The organism is Streptococcus sp. HMSC072D05 (assembly GCF_001815805.1).
Lineage (GTDB): Bacteria > Bacillota > Bacilli > Lactobacillales > Streptococcaceae > Streptococcus.
This window is the reverse complement of record NZ_KV822038.1, coordinates 686,675-702,962: the sequence shown is the minus strand read 5'-3', so window position 1 is coordinate 702,962 and position 16,288 is coordinate 686,675. Positions and strand designations below refer to the sequence as shown.

Annotated in this window: 13 protein-coding genes; 12 read left to right on the top strand and 1 reads right to left on the bottom strand. The window is 39.9% G+C overall.

The features are described from left to right. Positions 1-41 precede the first annotated feature (41 nt). The 9 genes from aroA (at position 42) to HMPREF3057_RS09220 (ending at position 11,499) form a co-directional block, all read left to right on the top strand. Positions 42-1,325: a 3-phosphoshikimate 1-carboxyvinyltransferase gene (gene aroA, locus HMPREF3057_RS09260; protein WP_070697338.1), complete on the top strand. Its 1,284-nt coding sequence runs from the start codon at positions 42-44 to the stop codon at positions 1,323-1,325. Beyond that, positions 1,318-1,794: a shikimate kinase gene (locus HMPREF3057_RS09255; protein ID WP_042902127.1), complete on the top strand. Its 477-nt coding sequence runs from the start codon at positions 1,318-1,320 to the stop codon at positions 1,792-1,794. The genes aroA and HMPREF3057_RS09255 overlap by 8 nt, the downstream gene beginning before the upstream one ends. Then, the gene (pheA, locus tag HMPREF3057_RS09250) at positions 1,791-2,639 is read left to right on the top strand and encodes a prephenate dehydratase (protein ID WP_042902128.1); all 849 of its coding nucleotides are present in this window, start codon (positions 1,791-1,793) and stop codon (positions 2,637-2,639) included. The genes HMPREF3057_RS09255 and pheA overlap by 4 nt, the downstream gene beginning before the upstream one ends. After that, positions 2,636-3,931, top strand: a complete 1,296-nt coding sequence (locus HMPREF3057_RS09245) for an LCP family protein (protein WP_042902129.1) — start codon at positions 2,636-2,638, stop codon at positions 3,929-3,931. Before pheA ends, HMPREF3057_RS09245 begins: the two co-directional genes overlap by 4 nt. A 143-nt stretch (positions 3,932-4,074) precedes the next feature. Beyond that, positions 4,075-4,911, top strand: coding sequence for a LicD family protein (locus HMPREF3057_RS09240; protein WP_042902130.1), 837 nt, complete (start codon positions 4,075-4,077; stop codon positions 4,909-4,911). After that, positions 4,908-5,876, top strand: a complete 969-nt coding sequence (locus HMPREF3057_RS09235) for a glycosyltransferase family 2 protein (RefSeq protein ID WP_070697337.1) — start codon at positions 4,908-4,910, stop codon at positions 5,874-5,876. Before HMPREF3057_RS09240 ends, HMPREF3057_RS09235 begins: the two co-directional genes overlap by 4 nt. Before the next feature lie 21 nt (positions 5,877-5,897). Further along, on the top strand, positions 5,898-8,057 hold the full coding sequence (locus HMPREF3057_RS09230; RefSeq protein ID WP_070697335.1) for a LicD family protein: 2,160 nt from the start codon (positions 5,898-5,900) through the stop codon (positions 8,055-8,057). Positions 8,058-8,114: 57 nt separating this feature from the next. Then, a complete protein-coding gene (locus HMPREF3057_RS09225) occupies positions 8,115-8,927 on the top strand; it encodes a LicD family protein (RefSeq protein WP_044020565.1) in 813 nt (270 codons plus the stop codon). Between the two features lie 43 nt (positions 8,928-8,970). Then, on the top strand, positions 8,971-11,499 hold the full coding sequence (locus tag HMPREF3057_RS09220; RefSeq protein ID WP_070697332.1) for an MBL fold metallo-hydrolase: 2,529 nt from the start codon (positions 8,971-8,973) through the stop codon (positions 11,497-11,499). A gap of 46 nt (positions 11,500-11,545) precedes the next feature. Here HMPREF3057_RS09220 and HMPREF3057_RS09215 read toward each other — a convergent pair whose 3' ends face one another. Further along, complete coding sequence (locus HMPREF3057_RS09215; RefSeq protein WP_070697331.1) at positions 11,546-13,024, bottom strand: oligosaccharide flippase family protein; 1,479 nt, start codon at positions 13,022-13,024, stop codon at positions 11,546-11,548. 122 nt (positions 13,025-13,146) lie between these two features. On the opposite strand from HMPREF3057_RS09215, the gene mecA reads away from it, so the two are divergent. The 3 genes from mecA to thrB all read left to right on the top strand — a co-directional run bounded on the left by mecA (position 13,147) and on the right by thrB (position 16,193). Further along, on the top strand, positions 13,147-13,887 hold the full coding sequence (gene mecA, locus HMPREF3057_RS09210; RefSeq protein WP_070697329.1) for an adaptor protein MecA: 741 nt from the start codon (positions 13,147-13,149) through the stop codon (positions 13,885-13,887). 148 nt (positions 13,888-14,035) lie between these two features. Continuing rightward, a complete protein-coding gene (locus HMPREF3057_RS09205; protein WP_070697326.1) occupies positions 14,036-15,322 on the top strand; it encodes a homoserine dehydrogenase in 1,287 nt (428 codons plus the stop codon). A 1-nt stretch (position 15,323) separates the two neighbouring features. Further along, positions 15,324-16,193 carry a homoserine kinase gene (gene thrB / locus HMPREF3057_RS09200; RefSeq protein WP_070697324.1) on the top strand — a complete coding sequence of 290 codons (870 nt, stop codon included), beginning with the start codon at positions 15,324-15,326 and terminating at the stop codon, positions 16,191-16,193. The last annotated feature ends 95 nt before the right edge of the window (positions 16,194-16,288 follow it).

Below are 16,288 nucleotides of genomic sequence, written 5' to 3'. Positions count from 1 at the left end.
GTGATAAAATAAGAAAAAGTATTGCAAGTATGAGGTCAACTATGAAACTAAAAACAAACATTCGCCGCTTACATGGCAGTATCCGGGTTCCAGGTGACAAGTCTATCAGCCATCGTTCGATTATTTTTGGAAGTTTGTCTGAGGGTGAGACTAAGGTTTATGATATTCTGCGTGGAGAGGATGTACTTTCAACCATGCAGGTCTTTCGTGACCTTGGTGTTGAAATTGAGGATAAAGATGGGGTTATTACCATTCAAGGTGTTGGAATGGATGGCTTAAAAGCTCCGCAAAATGCTCTTGATATGGGGAATTCTGGAACCTCGATTCGTCTGATTTCAGGTGTACTTGCTGGTGCAGACTTCGAAGTAGAGATGTTTGGAGATGATAGTCTTTCTAAACGTCCTATGGATCGCGTGACGATTCCACTGAAAAAAATGGGCGTTAGTATTTCAGGGCAAACCGAGCGAGACCTGCCCCCTCTTCACTTAAGAGGGACGAAAAAACTTACACCTATTCACTATGAGTTGCCAATCGCCTCTGCCCAAGTCAAGTCTGCCTTGATATTTGCAGCCTTGCAGGCTCAGGGGGAGTCCGTTATTATCGAGAAAGAATGTACTCGTAACCACACCGAAGATATGTTGCAACAATTTGGTGGCCATTTAAGTGTGGATGGTAAGAAAATCACAGTTCAAGGACCACAAAGACTGACCGGACAAAAGGTAGTTGTTCCAGGAGATATTTCCAGTGCAGCCTTTTGGTTGGTCGCAGGTTTGATTGTTCCAAACTCTCGTGTAGTGTTGCAGAATGTTGGTATTAACGAAACGCGTACCGGTATTATTGATGTCATTCGTGCCATGGGAGGAAGATTGGAAATAACTGAAATTGACCCAGTTGCTAAATCAGCAACCTTGACTGTCGAGTCTTCATACCTGAAAGGAACAGAGATTGGTGGAGCCTTGATTCCCCGCTTGATTGATGAATTACCCATTATTGCTCTTCTCGCGACACAAGCGCAAGGTGTAACAGTCATTAAGGATGCTGAGGAACTCAAGGTCAAGGAAACTGACCGCATTCAGGTGGTGGCTGACGCCTTAAATAGCATGGGGGCGGATATCACTCCTACAGCAGATGGAATGATTATCAAAGGGAAATCAGCCCTTTATGGCGCTAGAGTCAATACGTTTGGTGACCATCGAATTGGAATGATGACAGCCATCGCAGCCCTCTTGGTTGCTGATGGAGAAGTGGAGCTTGACCGTGCAGAAGCCATCAACACTAGCTATCCTAGCTTCTTTGATGATTTGGAGAGCTTGATTCATGGCTAAGGTATTACTCGGATTTATGGGGGCAGGCAAGTCGACAATCGCTAGAGGATTGGACGCAGACTACATCGATATGGATGCCTTAATCGAGGAACATTTAGGCATGTCTATTGCGGATTTTTTCGCTGAAAAGGGAGAAGAGGCCTTTCGTCAAGTAGAGTCAGAAGTCCTAGCTGACTTACTAAAAACGGATCACGTTGTGTCAACTGGCGGAGGGGTTGTCATTTCTCAGAGAAATCGTGACTTGCTCAAAACCAATCCTGATAACATCTACCTAAAAGCAGATTTTGAAACCCTCTACCAACGTATCGCAGCTGATAAGGACAATCAGCGCCCGCTGTTTCTAAATAGTAGTAAGGAAGAACTAGCAGCTATTTTCCATGAAAGACAAGCTTGGTATGAGGAAGTAGCCAGTCGGGTTCTAGATGTGACCAAGTTAAGCCCAGAGGAAATTATAGAGGAACTGAGATGAAAATTGCCTATCTAGGTCCCAAGGGATCTTTTTCGCATCATGTTGTGCAGACAGCCTTTCCCAAAGAGGAATTGCAGGCTTTTGCCAATATCACAGATGTCATCAAGGCCTATGAACAGGGCTTGGTGGACTATTCTGTGGTGCCAGTTGAAAACTCCATTGAAGGTAGTGTCCATGAAAGTTTGGATTACCTTTTTCACCAGGCTCGCATCCAAGCAGTTGCAGAAATTGTTCAACCCATTCACCAGCAGTTGATGGTGGTTCCAGGTCAGTCAAAAATTGAGAAAATTTTTTCTCATCCCCAGGCTCTGGCTCAAGGAAAGAAATTCATCGACAAACACTATCCAGAGGCCCAAATCGAGGTGACAGCTAGTACAGCCTATGCAGCTCGCTTTATTTCGGAACATCCAGATCAGCCTTATGCAGCTATTGCTCCTAAAAGTTCAGCTGAAGAATATGGCTTGGAATTGATTGCAGAGGATATTCAGGAAATGGAAGCAAATTTCACACGTTTTTGGGTGTTAGGGGCAGACATACCGAAGATTCCTTTGAACTCACAGGCTGAAAAAATGAGTTTGGCCTTGACCTTACCAGACAACCTACCTGGTGCTCTTTACAAGGCACTTTCGACCTTTGCTTGGAGAGGGATTGACTTAACAAAGATTGAAAGTCGCCCCCTTAAAACGGCCTTGGGAGAATACTTTTTCATTATCGATGTAGACTATAGTGACAAAGAACTGGTTCATTTTGCCAGACAAGAACTAGAAGCCATTGGAATCCAGCACAAGATACTGGGAACCTACCCGATTTTTACCATAACTGATATAGAAAAGGAGAGTCAATGAGCAAAGAAAATCCTTTAAGTCATCACGAGCAGTTACGTTATGACTATCTCTTCAAAAATATCCATTACCTCAACGACCGTGAACGGAGGGAATTTGATTATCTGCAACAGAAAATGGCAGGTCCCAAGTCGGAAGTTCACCATTTCTACCAAGAAGAAAAAGAAGAATCTTGGGGTAGAGATATTGATCTTCCGACTTATGGCAGTAGAAGTCGATCTAAGAAACGTGAAAAGGTAACTCCTCAACCTAAAGTCAAAAAGAAAAAAAGAAGAATTCGCTTCAAACGAATACTGACTTGGTTCCTGCTGTTGATTACTTGTGTGCTTGCAGGGATGATTTTCATGTTTCTTCGAGGGTTCCAGTCAGCAGCCAATCCAACAAATAAACCAGCTGACGCCAAGGCAGCTCAAGTAGAGGTCTTTAACGGTCAGGATACCAAAGATGGTGTGAATATCCTAGTCATGGGGACAGATGGCCGTATCGGTCAAAATAGTGCGGAAACCCGTACCGACACAATCATGGTACTGAATGTCAGTGGATCGGATAAGAAGATCAAACTAGTCAGCTTTATGCGTGACAACTTAGTTTATATCGACGGGTACAGTAAGATTGTAAATGGCCAGAAACAGACGGATAACAAACTAAATGTTGCCTATGAACTTGGGGAACAAGAAGGGCAAAAAGGGGCAGAAATGGTCCGCAAGGTTCTAAAAGACAACTTTGATTTGGATATTAAGTACTATGCCCTAGTTGACTTCCAGGCCTTTGCAACAGCTATTGATACCCTCTTCCCTGACGGAGTAACGATTGATGCTCAATTCTCAACATTGAATGGTCAACCTTTGACAGAAGCCACAGTTGGAGATGACCTTCATGCAACAGAGACAGAATCGCCAACCCAAACCATCAAAGTTGGAAAACAGCAGATGAATGGATCCACCTTGCTGAACTACGCTCGCTTCCGTGATGATGACGAGGGAGACTATGGGCGTACCAAACGTCAGCAACAAGTCATGTCAGCTGTTCTTGAGCAAATCAAAGATCCAACCAAGCTCTTTACGGGATCAGAGGCACTTGGAAAAGTCTTTGGCATGACCTCAACAAATCTACCATATAGCTTCTTGTTGACCAATGGCTTATCTGTCCTAGAAGGTGCTCAAAATGGCATTGAGAGACTCACCGTCCCAGAACTTGGTGACTGGGTGGACGCTTATGATATCTATGGTGGACAAGGACTTCTAGTCGATCAAAATAAATACCAAACCAAACTCGCCCAAATGGGAATGAGATAGAATACTATAAAAAAATCAAAGTTTGAATCACTAGTGAAAAAGTGGTTTAGGCTTTGATTTTTCTTAGTATCTGATGGATTTTTAGGGCGTTTTTATGGTATAATAAAACGATATAACTCGTTATTGGACAGAAGAGGAGAGACATGAGTGATTTGAAAGCGATTCAGGCTCGTAGTCTGGAAATGGCTGAATATTTCGTCGCATTTTGTAAAGAACATGATTTGTTGTGCTATCTCTGTGGTGGAGGAGCTATTGGTGCCCTTCGTAACAAAGGTTTCATTCCTTGGGATGATGATTTGGACTTTTTCATGCCGCGTAAGGACTATGAAAAATTAGCAGAACTGTGGCCACGTTATGCAGACGAGCGTTATTTCTTGTCAAAGAGTAATAAAGATTTTGTAGACCGTAACCTTTTTATTACCATTCGTGACAAGGAAACTACTTGTATCAAGCCTTATCAGAAGGATTTGGATTTGCCACACGGTTTGGCCTTGGATGTTTTACCATTGGATTATTATCCTAAAAATCCAGCTGAGCGTAAGAAACAGGTTCGTTGGGCCTTGATTTATTCACTCTTTTGTGCGCAAACTATCCCAGAAAAGCATGGTGCAGTCATGAAATGGGGAAGTCGTATCTTACTCGGCCTGACTCCAAAATCTCTACGTTATCGCATTTGGAAAAAAGCTGAAAAAGAAATGACCAAGTATGGTCTGGCTGAGTGCGATGGAATTACGGAATTATGCTCAGGTCCCGGCTACATGCGAAACAAATACCCAATCGCATCCTTTGAAGACAATCTTTTCTTGCCATTTGAAGGAACTGAGATGCCTATTCCAGTTGGCTACGATGCTTATCTCAGCACTGCTTTTGGGGACTATATGACACCGCCACCAGCGGACAAACAAGTACCGCATCATGATGCTATTATAGCAGACATGGACAAGAGCTACACAGAGTATAAGGGAGAATATGGAGCATGATGGGAGAAAAAATAAGCGTTATCGTTCCAGTTTACAATGTAGAGGCTTATCTGGAGCGATGTGTGGAGTCGATTCTTCAACAGACTTATGCCCATTTTGAGTTAATCCTAATCAATGATGGTTCTACTGATTCCAGTGGACAGATCTGTGATCACTTAGCGTCTCAGTATGAGAATATCAAGGTTTATCATATCGAAAATGCTGGTGTTTCAAATGCTAGAAATATGGGAATTCAGCTAGCAACGGGTTCTTGGGTTACCTTTATTGATAGCGATGATTTCGTTACCCAAGATTACCTAGCTACTTTAGCAAGTGCAGCTGAAGGGTTGAATGTAGGCTTTGTAATTGCTTCTCTGCACCATATCAAAAACGGCATTGTAACTGATATACCTTCACATTCAGGAAAAACAGAACTCTGGTCAACAGAAGAAACCATGAAGGAACTACTGATGACTACCAGAACGTCATTTTTTCCAGTCGCAAAACTGTTTAAGAGAGACCTGCTTGCGGATGAAAAGTTTAATACCAATTATCACCTAGCTGAAGATGCTCTATTTTTAACTGAATTGCTACTAAAGACAAGATGCAGTTGCGTATTTATTGACAAACCTGTTTATTATTATGATCATCGTGAGGGAAGTGCAACAACATCTGTTAATCGATATGTATTTGACACAATAGAAGTTTATAAGCAAATAATTGCTCAAGTTTCACAAGCCTTCCCTAATTTAAAATACGAATTAATAAATAGAGAGTGTTGGTCGTACATCACAGTTTACGATAAAATTATCTTTACTTCACGTGAAGAGTATCAAAAGGAGAAAGCCGAGCTGAGGAATTGGATTGTTCAGCATCGACGCGAAATATGGAAAGATGCTTATTTCACCACTTTTCGCAAGGTAGCGATCCTTTCACTTGTCATTTCTCCATGGCTATATAAGAAAATTGTTGGATTAAAAAACTAATATCATGAGAAGGAGTTGAAAATGAATTTTTCAAAAATGGATGAATACTTTGAAAAATCAAAACTATGGATTGCGTATCTATTTGTTTTCATTTCGATTTTAAGTATGAGTTCACTGGTTTATAAGATAGCAAATCCCCTCTACAAGGGATTATCAGCGATTGTAGTGTTTTATATTTGCTATACCTTATTGTTTAAGTGGAAAGAAATCACGGTAGATCGCAAATTTCTATCCTTATTTGGACTCTTAGCTGGAAGTCATCTGCTATCAGCTATTTTCAATCGCTCTGGACATCTGATTGGAAATGTGATTGAAATCCTCTTCATGGTAACCTATGTTTTATTATTTACCATGTTACAATCAGGGCAACTTAAAAAATTATTTGACTGGATTGCCTATACGGTTCAAATTGTATCTTTTTCTTCAGCAATTTTTGCGTTTGGTTTATTGATAAGTAGAGTCCTCATCCTATTTAAGATTGGTGAACAATCTTATTACTATGGTGTCATGAACGGCCGTCTGTGGGGGATTGTCAATCCAAATGCTAGTGCGATATTTTCATACATTAGCATTATTTTGGCTATGTATTTGATCCATAAAGGAAGTAAATATTCTGTTTATCTTAAACTGAACAATGTGATTCAATTCGTTTACTTCGCAACGATGCAAAGTCGAGGAGCCTTACTTTCTTTACTTCTCATGATTGGACTCTATAGTTTCTTTGCTACTAGAGGAAGTATCGTTAAACGATTCCTCACTTTTATAGTTGCTGGTTTGCTGATTACTGCAACTAATATTGGATTAAGCTATGTAACTTCAATCTATATCTCATCTGAAACTGCGACTGTCTTAGATTTAAACAAAGGACAATCCTATGCTGAGACAGATTCATCTGTTACTAAGAAAAACGGTGAGCTCCATCTGATCGAAACAACACCAAGTGGTAGAACCTATATCTGGAAAAATGCCATCAAGATGGGAAGTGCCAAACCAATTTTTGGTTATGGTGTACGAAACGTTCCAGATTATTACGCAGAATATTTCAGTAAATTTGAGATTCAAAACTCCCTTATCGGTGGGAATTTCCATAACATTTTTGTGACCATATTTGTCAGTTCGGGAGTTCTAGGTTTGGTATCCTTCCTTCTTGTACTGGCTTATGTCATCAAGCGCTTTTTAACGTATTTGATTGTTTCCAAGAAAAATACTGATAAATTGATCATGATCCTATTCTTTGGTATCTTGTTTGGTCAATTATTTGAAAGTCAGATTATGTATTCAACCAACTTTATTAATATCATCTTCTGGCTAGCGATTGGCTATGGACTCGTAGTCTGCAAACGGGATGAAGGAGTTCGGTACCAAGAAGTAACAGATGTCAATGAAATTCAACAGATGGAACTTGGAATCATGGAGTATATTCATGAAGTTTGTCAGAAAATTGGTGTCAAGTATTTCTTAGCATATGGAAGTCTAATTGGTGCTGTACGTCATCAAGGATTTATCCCTTGGGATGATGACATGGATATCTGCATGTTACGGGAAGATTATGAAAAGTTGCAAGACTACTTTATCACTAACCCTGATGAACGTTACGAGGTCATGTCTTATAAAAATAATCTCAACTATGTCTATCCCTTCATGAAAGTGCAGGATAACCTTACTTACTTGCTAGAAGAAGATGTTCGCATCGATTCGAATATGGGAATCTATGTAGATATTTTCCCTGTAGATGGCTACGAGGATGACGTAGAATTTAAAAACAAGATGACGAAACTGATAAAGAAACGTCAATTGAGTTGCTACACCTTTAAAGGCATTACCAATACGAAAAGTGTACTGAATTCACTGCTACGTTATGTGTCAGTTATTATTTTCTATTTTACCAATACGAACAAATACGTTGCCCAGATTGAGGAGCTTGCAAAATCCCGTAAAGTCTCAGATTATGAGCAGGTGGATTATCTTATCTACAAGGATATGAACAAACCAGTGTGGAGACGTGAATGGCTAGAACAAGTTACTACTGGAACATTTGAAGGTAAGGAATTTACCATTCCGAAAAATTATCATGAAATTTTGACCTCAGACTACGGAGACTATATGCAATTGCCACCGGTTGAACAAAGAGTATCTCATCATGATTTTAAATTATGGAAGATTGTTAAAAGGTCTAAATGACGGGATTGGGATTAAGAAACGTTTAAAAATATAGTCAAATTTAGGAGAATAGAACCTATGTCTGAAAGAACTTTAACTCTTGAAGAAATCAAGCAAGTAGAATTGGATATTTTAAAGTATCTACATGAGCTTTGTGAACAACATCAAATCAAATACTTTATTGATTTTGGAACCTTACTAGGAGCTGTACGCCATAAAGGATTTATCCCTTGGGATGATGATACAGATATTTCCTTGGCGCGTGATGAATTTGAAAAACTGTATAAGGTTTTACAAAATGAAAATCATCCCTACTACAAATTGATTTCATTCAGAGAAACAAAGGGATATCCATACAGTTATATGAGAGTCTATGATGTAAGGACTCGTCGAGATGCTAACCTCGTAGACCCAACGGTCGTATTGGGAACTTGCGTTGACATTTTTCCATATGATGGTGTCGTAACACAGGAAAGTGACCGTAAGAAAATGAAGCTCTACAAATATTTCATTCGCCTTTCTTCTTTGAATTTTAAAGGGATCAAGTCTGAGAATGGTGGACTTAAAAACCTCCCTCGTTATATGGGATCAGCTATTTTCCGCTTAACTTCCCCACAGCTATGGAATCAAAAATTAGAGAGCCTTGCTTTGAAGTATAGTGTAGATCAAGCAACAGATCTTACTTGTACTATCTATGACCCTTATTATCCAAATGGTATAAAAAAAGAATGGCTCTATGATTTGATTGATATGCCTTATGAAAACATTGTGGTCAAGGTTCCGAGAAAATACCATGAAATACTTGTCTACGAATTTGGAGAAAACTATATGACTCCACCACCTATTGAGCAACAAGTCCCAGGAGGGGATAAAAATTATTGGATTGATTAGATTTTTAAAAGTTGCTTATTGTTAAGATAAAGGAGTTTTCAAGGTGAAAAATAAATGGTTATTAAAATCAGTCAGCTATAGTGTTCTCGCATTCTTTCTATTACTGATTCAGTTATCGCAAGGAGTAGATGCAGATACCATCTCTGCAGGTTCGGGCAATCGTATCCATTTCATAAATACTAAAGCAAAATCTGGGAGTGATGCCATCCTTCTGGAAAGCAATGGTCACTATGCTTTGATTGATATGGGAGAAGACTATGATTTTCCTGATGGGAGTGACCCACGCTATCCAAGCCGCTGGGGAATTTCCATGAGAAATTATCAAGTATTGGAGGATCGATTGATTCGCCACTTGGATCAAATAGGTGTAAAAAAATTAGATTTTATTATAGGAACTCATGTTCATAGTGACCATATTGGTGGAGCAGACGAAATACTCAATCGATATCAAGTCGGTAAGTTTTATTTGAAAAAATATTCAGATGATCGGATCACAGCAAACTGGGGACTATGGGATAATCTTTTCAATTATGATAATGCTTTGAGAGCAGCTCAAAAACGAGGAGTTACACTTATCCAGAATATTTCAGATGAGGATAGTCATCTAAAATTAGGTGATATGGATATCCAACTCTACAACTATAAGAATGAATATGATGCTGAAGGGAATCTGAAAAAAGTTCGAGATGATAACTCCAACTCCATCGTTTCAGTGGTGACTGTGGCAGGAAAGAGAATCTATCTTGGTGGAGATTTGGATAATGCCGAAGGAGCAGAAGATAAGTTAGGTCCAGTTATCGGTAAGGTTGATATGATGAAATGGAACCACCATTATGATGCGACAATTTCAAATACGATTAATTTCCTTGAAAACTTATCACCAAAAATGATTATTCAGACAACTGGTGGAGATATTAATGTTGCTTCAACCAGAGAATACCTTCAGAAGAAAAATATTCAGGTTCTTCATGCTGCTAGCCAAACTCAAGACGCTACCGTTTTTGATATTAGCGATAAAGGATTTGCAAATGTTTCAAATTCCTTCCCTAATATCCCTGTAGTTGACGAAAAATGGTATCAAGAAGATGGTTATTGGAAATATCGTTTGACTGACGGAGAAATGGCTATCGGCTGGAGAGAGATTGGCGGAGCCACTTATTTCTTTAATGGAAAAGGACAAATGCAAGCAGGTCGCTGGCTTCACCTTAACGACGACTGGGGAGAAAATGCCAAAGGGAATGATTACTATCTGAACCAAAATGGTAAAATGCAAACTGGTGGTTGGTTCAAACTAGATGACTCTTGGTATTATATCCAATCAAATGGTGCTAGACGATTTAGCGAGCTCTCTGAAATTGGAGGGAAAAAGTATCTCTTTGCTGCAGATGGGAAGATGCTAACAGGACACCAAGTCTATAATGGCAAGAAGATGTTCTTTAGCGAAAGTGGTGCACTCCAAACAGCAGGTAAGCCTTCAACATGGCAAAAGATTGATTCAAATTGGTATTTCTATGATGAGGATGGGCTAAAGACCATCGGTAAAAAGAATATCAATGGAAGCACATACTACTTTAATCAAGAAGGTATCATGCAAACTGGCTGGGCATTTGTTGATGGTCACTGGAACTATTTTGCAAGTTCTGGAGCTATGAAAACCGGCTGGGTCAAGGATCAGGAAACATGGTATTATCTGGATAAAGATGGCATCATGTTAACTGGCAGACAAGATATAAATAGTGTTCGTTACTATTTGAATGCTAGTGGTGCCATGCAGACTGGCTGGAAGTGGCACGACAATAGCTGGTACTTCTATACGAACTCAGGTGCTATGAAAACTGGTTGGTTGAAAGATAAAGAATCATGGTATTATTTGGATCCAGAAACAGGTATCATGGCTGTAGGATCTAAAGAGATTGACGGTAAGAACTATTTCTTCAGCTCTGCAGGTACTATGCAAGTTGGATGGCAGTGGTCAAATGATTCTTGGCATTATTACGCTACGTCGGGCGCACTCCAAACGGGTTGGTTAAAAGATGGTGATGCCTGGTATTATCTTGAAGGTAAGGAAGGCGTTATGTTAGTCGGCCTCCATCAAGTAGATGGTAAGCAATATTACTTTAGCAAATCTGGTGCCATGCAAACTGGCTGGAAATGGTTTGATAATCATTACCGTTACTTTGAATCAAATGGAGCCATGAAAACTGGTTGGATAAAAGACAAAGGCGTCTGGTATTATCTAAATCCTGAAGATGGGATCATGTTGGTTGGCCTTCATAAAGTAAATGGTGATCATTATTACTTTGATGAATCAGGAGCTATGCAAACAGGTTGGAAACAGTTTGATGGTAATTGGTACTATTTCCAAGCTAATGGTTCTTTGTTGAAGAACGCAACAACACCTGATGGTTACAAAGTAAACGAAGAAGGAATCTGGAAACAGGCTGTTGCTGCTGTAAATAGCGATGCAGTCAAGCCAGAACAGAAACAAGAAGCTAATTCCTCTATTGTTGAACAACCTAAACAAGATTCAAATCTAGAAGCCAATGCTTCTGATAAGAAAGAAAACGAATAAAGAAGAAATCCCCTACTGGCAACTAATTTATCAGTAGGGGATTTTTTTAATTTCGTTTTAATTTAGCAAGTACAAGGTTCAGTGCATAGTGGAGTGTTTTGTCTTTGGTAATAAAGAGGGTCAAGAGGTAATAGATACCACAAGTTGCCACGGTAGAAAGAACCATGAGAATCATATTAAAGTTTACTGTGTAGGAATTGATTTGGAAAATCATCTTGAAAATATAGAAGATTGGGATAAAACCAAGGGATATGAGGCTATAACGTGTTAAGGTTATAAAAATTTCTTTTAAACTAATCAGTTGGTGTTTCTTGATAAAATGAATTTCAAGTAAAACAACGATAGTTTCTGCGATAATGGTCGTAGCGATGTAATACTCAGGTGCAAAAATATGATTGAAATACAAGATGCTATTTAATAGGATATTGGCACCACCACCAAGGAAGTAGAAGGCGGTTAAGCGATTTTCATGGTCGTTGATAAAGATAATCTGTTTACCAAGAATCAACTCAATAGCCCAAATGATGGTACGAAAAGCGAAGACGCTAGTTACGATACCCGCTTCAAGATATTTTTCAGAAGAATAAATAACAGTTGCGTACCGTCCCAATATCATAATCCCGATACTAGTTGGAACCATAAGGAAATAGAATAAGGATGCCGCTTGATTCACGAGATAATTATAGGACTTGTAATCCTTTTTACCGAGATAGTAGCCGAGGCGTGGAATACTGACGTTGATAGCTCCACTCAAGACACTGGCAATCAGCATGACGATACTATAGGCAATTGTATAGTAGGAAATATAGTTTTCATCCGGTCCCTTGGTGATAAACATTCTATCTAGCAAGGTATAAAGCATATTAGCGTTTGCTAAGAGAAGCATAGTGAAGAGCGGTTTAGAAGCTTTAGCTAATTCGACGAAACCAATCTTAACAAAAGAAACTTCTCTCTTAATCCAAAGAAAACTGAGCAGGTAGTTGAGGATAGTGGTCGCTGTCATAACGATAGCATAAGGAACGATATCATCTGCCGTTTTAACAAAGGCGAAGATAGCGACCAGCATGGTAATTCGAATAATTAATGTTTTGTAGAGGATGAAGGCATAGTTTTCATAAGCCTCGTTCATCCATTCGATATTGAGAAATTGGAAGAGTGCTTGAGCCCCTAGGATGTAGTAGAGGACTTTCAGATTCTCAATGCTAGTGTCAAAGAAGATAATGAGGAAGTAGATACCAGTGGTCAGGAGAGAGGTGAAAACCGAGATATAAAACAACTTAGAAAAGACGTAGTTGATTTTATTCTTGTCATCCTTGACCTTACTAATAGCTCGAATCCCGTAGTTGTATATTCCAAAGGCAGCTAGTGGAATAACGAAACTTGCCCAGGTATTGGCTGTATTGAAATAACCGTAATTGGATTTGCTGAGAATCCGCGTCAGATAAGGATTGGTTATCAGTGGAAAAACGATATTGAGAATATTGACCAGCAAGCTGGCCAAGGCATTTACTTTTATATTTTTCATTGAACTTTCTTTCTTAAATCTAAAATCATATCTAGTATTATATCACATTCTCGCTTCATTCTTTTGATAAAATCGTAAAAATCTAGTATAATAGATAGACTGAAAGTATGAGGTTACTAGATATGAAGATGAAACAAATTAGTGATACAACACTGAAAATCACGATGACTTTAGATGATTTGATGGATCGAGGAATGGAGATTGCAGACTTTCTCGTTCCTCAGGAAAAAACCGAAGAGTTTTTCTATGCTATTTTAGATGAGTTAGAGATGCCAGACAATTTCTTGGATAGTGGCATGCTGAGTTTCCGCGTGACGCCAAAACCGGATAAGGTCGACGTCTTTGTGACCAAATCCAAGATTGACCAAAATTTGGATTTTGAAGATTTGGCGGACTTACCAGACATGGAAGAATTAGCCCAAATGTCGCCGGATGAATTTCTCAAAACCTTGGAAAAGAGCATTGCAGATAAGACCAAGGACGATATTGAGGCCATCCAATCTCTAGAGCAGGTCGAAGCAAAGGAAGAAGAGCAAGAGCAGGCAGACAAGGAGACTGAGAATAAGAAAGAACCTTACATCTACTACATCCTTTCTTTTGCGAAGTTAGCTGACTTGGTTTCTTTTGCAAAGACGGTTAACTACCAGATGGAAACATCTGAACTCTATAAGATGAATGGACACTATTATTTGACAATCTTAGTCGATGTAGAAAATCATCCTAGTCCATATCCAGCCTGGCTCTTGGCTCGTATGCGTGAGTTTGCAGACGACAGTGACATCAGTCGTTCAGTCTTGCAAGAGTATGGGCAAATCTTGATTAACCACGATGCAGTTCTTAATCTGCAAAAGATTCGTTCATAATTTTTAAAATCAATTTTCATTTATCAAGAAAAAACGAATCATGGGATTCGTTTTTTCTTTACTAGATTGAAATAGTGATTTACTATAATAGGAATTTTCACAAAATTCTGTTATAATGGCTATATCAGAAAATTTCTAGGAGACAAACATGACAGTTAAAATTGCTTTACTTGGATTTGGTACCGTGGCAAGTGGTGTGCCATTCCTCCTAAAGGAAAATGGAGAAAAAATCGTTCAGTCAGCTCATTCTGAGATTGAAGTAGCCAAGGTATTGGTCAAGGATGAAGATGAAAAGAACCGCTTGCTTGCAGCAGGAAATGACTTTAACTTTGTAACCAATGTAGATGATATTTTAGCAGACAAGGACATTACAATCGTAGTGGAATTGATGGGGCGTATCGAACCAGCTAAAACCTTTATCACTCGTGCCTTAGAAGCTGGGAAACACGTTGTTACTGCTAACAAGGACCTTTTGGCTGTTCATGGTGCAGAATTGTTAGAAATCGCTAAAGAGCATAATGTAGCACTATACTACGAAGCAGCAGTAGCTGGTGGTATTCCAATTCTTCGTACTTTGGCAAATTCGTTGGCTTCTGACAAAATTACGCGCGTTCTTGGTGTCGTTAACGGAACTTCTAACTTCATGATGACCAAGATGGTCGAAGAAGGCTGGTCTTACGATGATGCTCTGGCTGAAGCACAAAGATTAGGTTTTGCAGAAAGCGATCCTACAAATGACGTGGATGGGATTGACGCAGCCTACAAGATGGTGATTTTGAGCCAGTTTGCTTTTGGTATGAAGGTTGCCTTTGACGATGTAGCCCACAAGGGAATCCGCAACATCACACCAGAAGACGTAGCTGTAGCCCAAGACCTTGGCTATGTAGTGAAATTGGTTGGTTCTATCGAGGAAACTCCTTCAGGTATTGCTGCAGAAGTGACTCCAACCTTCCTTCCTAAAGCACATCCACTTGCCAGTGTGAATGGGGTAATGAACGCTGTTTTTGTAGAATCTATCGGCATCGGTGAATCGATGTACTACGGACCAGGTGCGGGTCAAAAACCAACTGCAACAAGTGTTGTAGCAGATATTGTCCGTATCGTTCGTCGCTTGAATGATGGCACTATTGGTAAAGACTTCAACGAATATAGCCGTGACTTGGTCTTGGCTAATCCAGAAGATGTTAAAGCAAACTACTATTTCTCAATCTTGGCACCAGACTCAAAAGGTCAGGTTTTGAAATTGGCTGAAATCTTTAATGCTCAAGATATTTCCTTCAAGCAAATCCTCCAAGATGGCAAAGAGGGTGACAAGGCGCGTGTAGTGATTATCACTCATAAGATTAATAAAGCACAACTTGAGAATGTTTCAGCTGAGTTGGTCAAAGCTTCAGAATTTGACCTCTTGAATACCTTCAAGGTGTTAGGAGAATAGGATGAAGATTATTGTACCTGCAACCAGTGCCAATATCGGGCCAGGTTTTGATTCGGTTGGTGTAGCTGTAACCAAGTATCTTCAAATTGAGGTCTGTGAAGAACGAGATGAGTGGTTGATTGAACACCAGATTGGCAAATGGATTCCACATGACGAGCGTAATCTTTTGCTTAAGATTGCCTTGCAAGTTGCGCCTGACTTGCAACCGAGACGTTTGAAAATGACCAGCGATGTTCCCTTGGCGCGTGGCTTGGGTTCTTCAAGCTCTGTTATCGTTGCTGGGATTGAACTGGCTAACCAACTGGGCAATCTCAACTTATCTAACCACGACAAATTGCAGTTGGCTACCAAGATTGAAGGGCATCCTGACAATGTGGCTCCAGCTATCTATGGAAATCTTGTTGTTGCGAGTTCTGTTGAAGGTCAAGTCTCTGCTATCGTAGCAGACTTCCCAGAGTGTGATTTTTTAGCTTATATTCCTAACTATGAATTACGCACTCGCGATAGCCGTGGTGTCCTTCCTAAGAAATTGTCCTACAAGGAAGCTGTTGCAGCTAGTTCTATCGCCAATGTGGCCGTTGCAGCCTTGTTAGCAGGAGATATGGTGACAGCTGGTCAAGCAATCGAGGGGGACCTCTTCCACGAGCGCTATCGTCAAAGTCTGGTCCGTGAATTTGCTACGATTAAGCAAGTAGCTAAAGAGAATGGAGCCTATGCGACCTATCTTTCTGGTGCTGGGCCGACAGTTATGGTTCTGGCTTCTCACGACAAGATGCCGGCGATTAAGGCAGAATTGCAAAAGCAGTCTTTCAAAGGCAAACTGCATGACTTGAAAGTTGATACCCAAGGTGTCCGTGTCGAAACAAAGTAAAGAAATAGAAGATAGGATGGGGAAAGTCTTGATTAAAGGGCTTCCTATCCTTTTTTTGAAAAGAAGTTTATACTCAATGAAAATCAAAGAGCAAA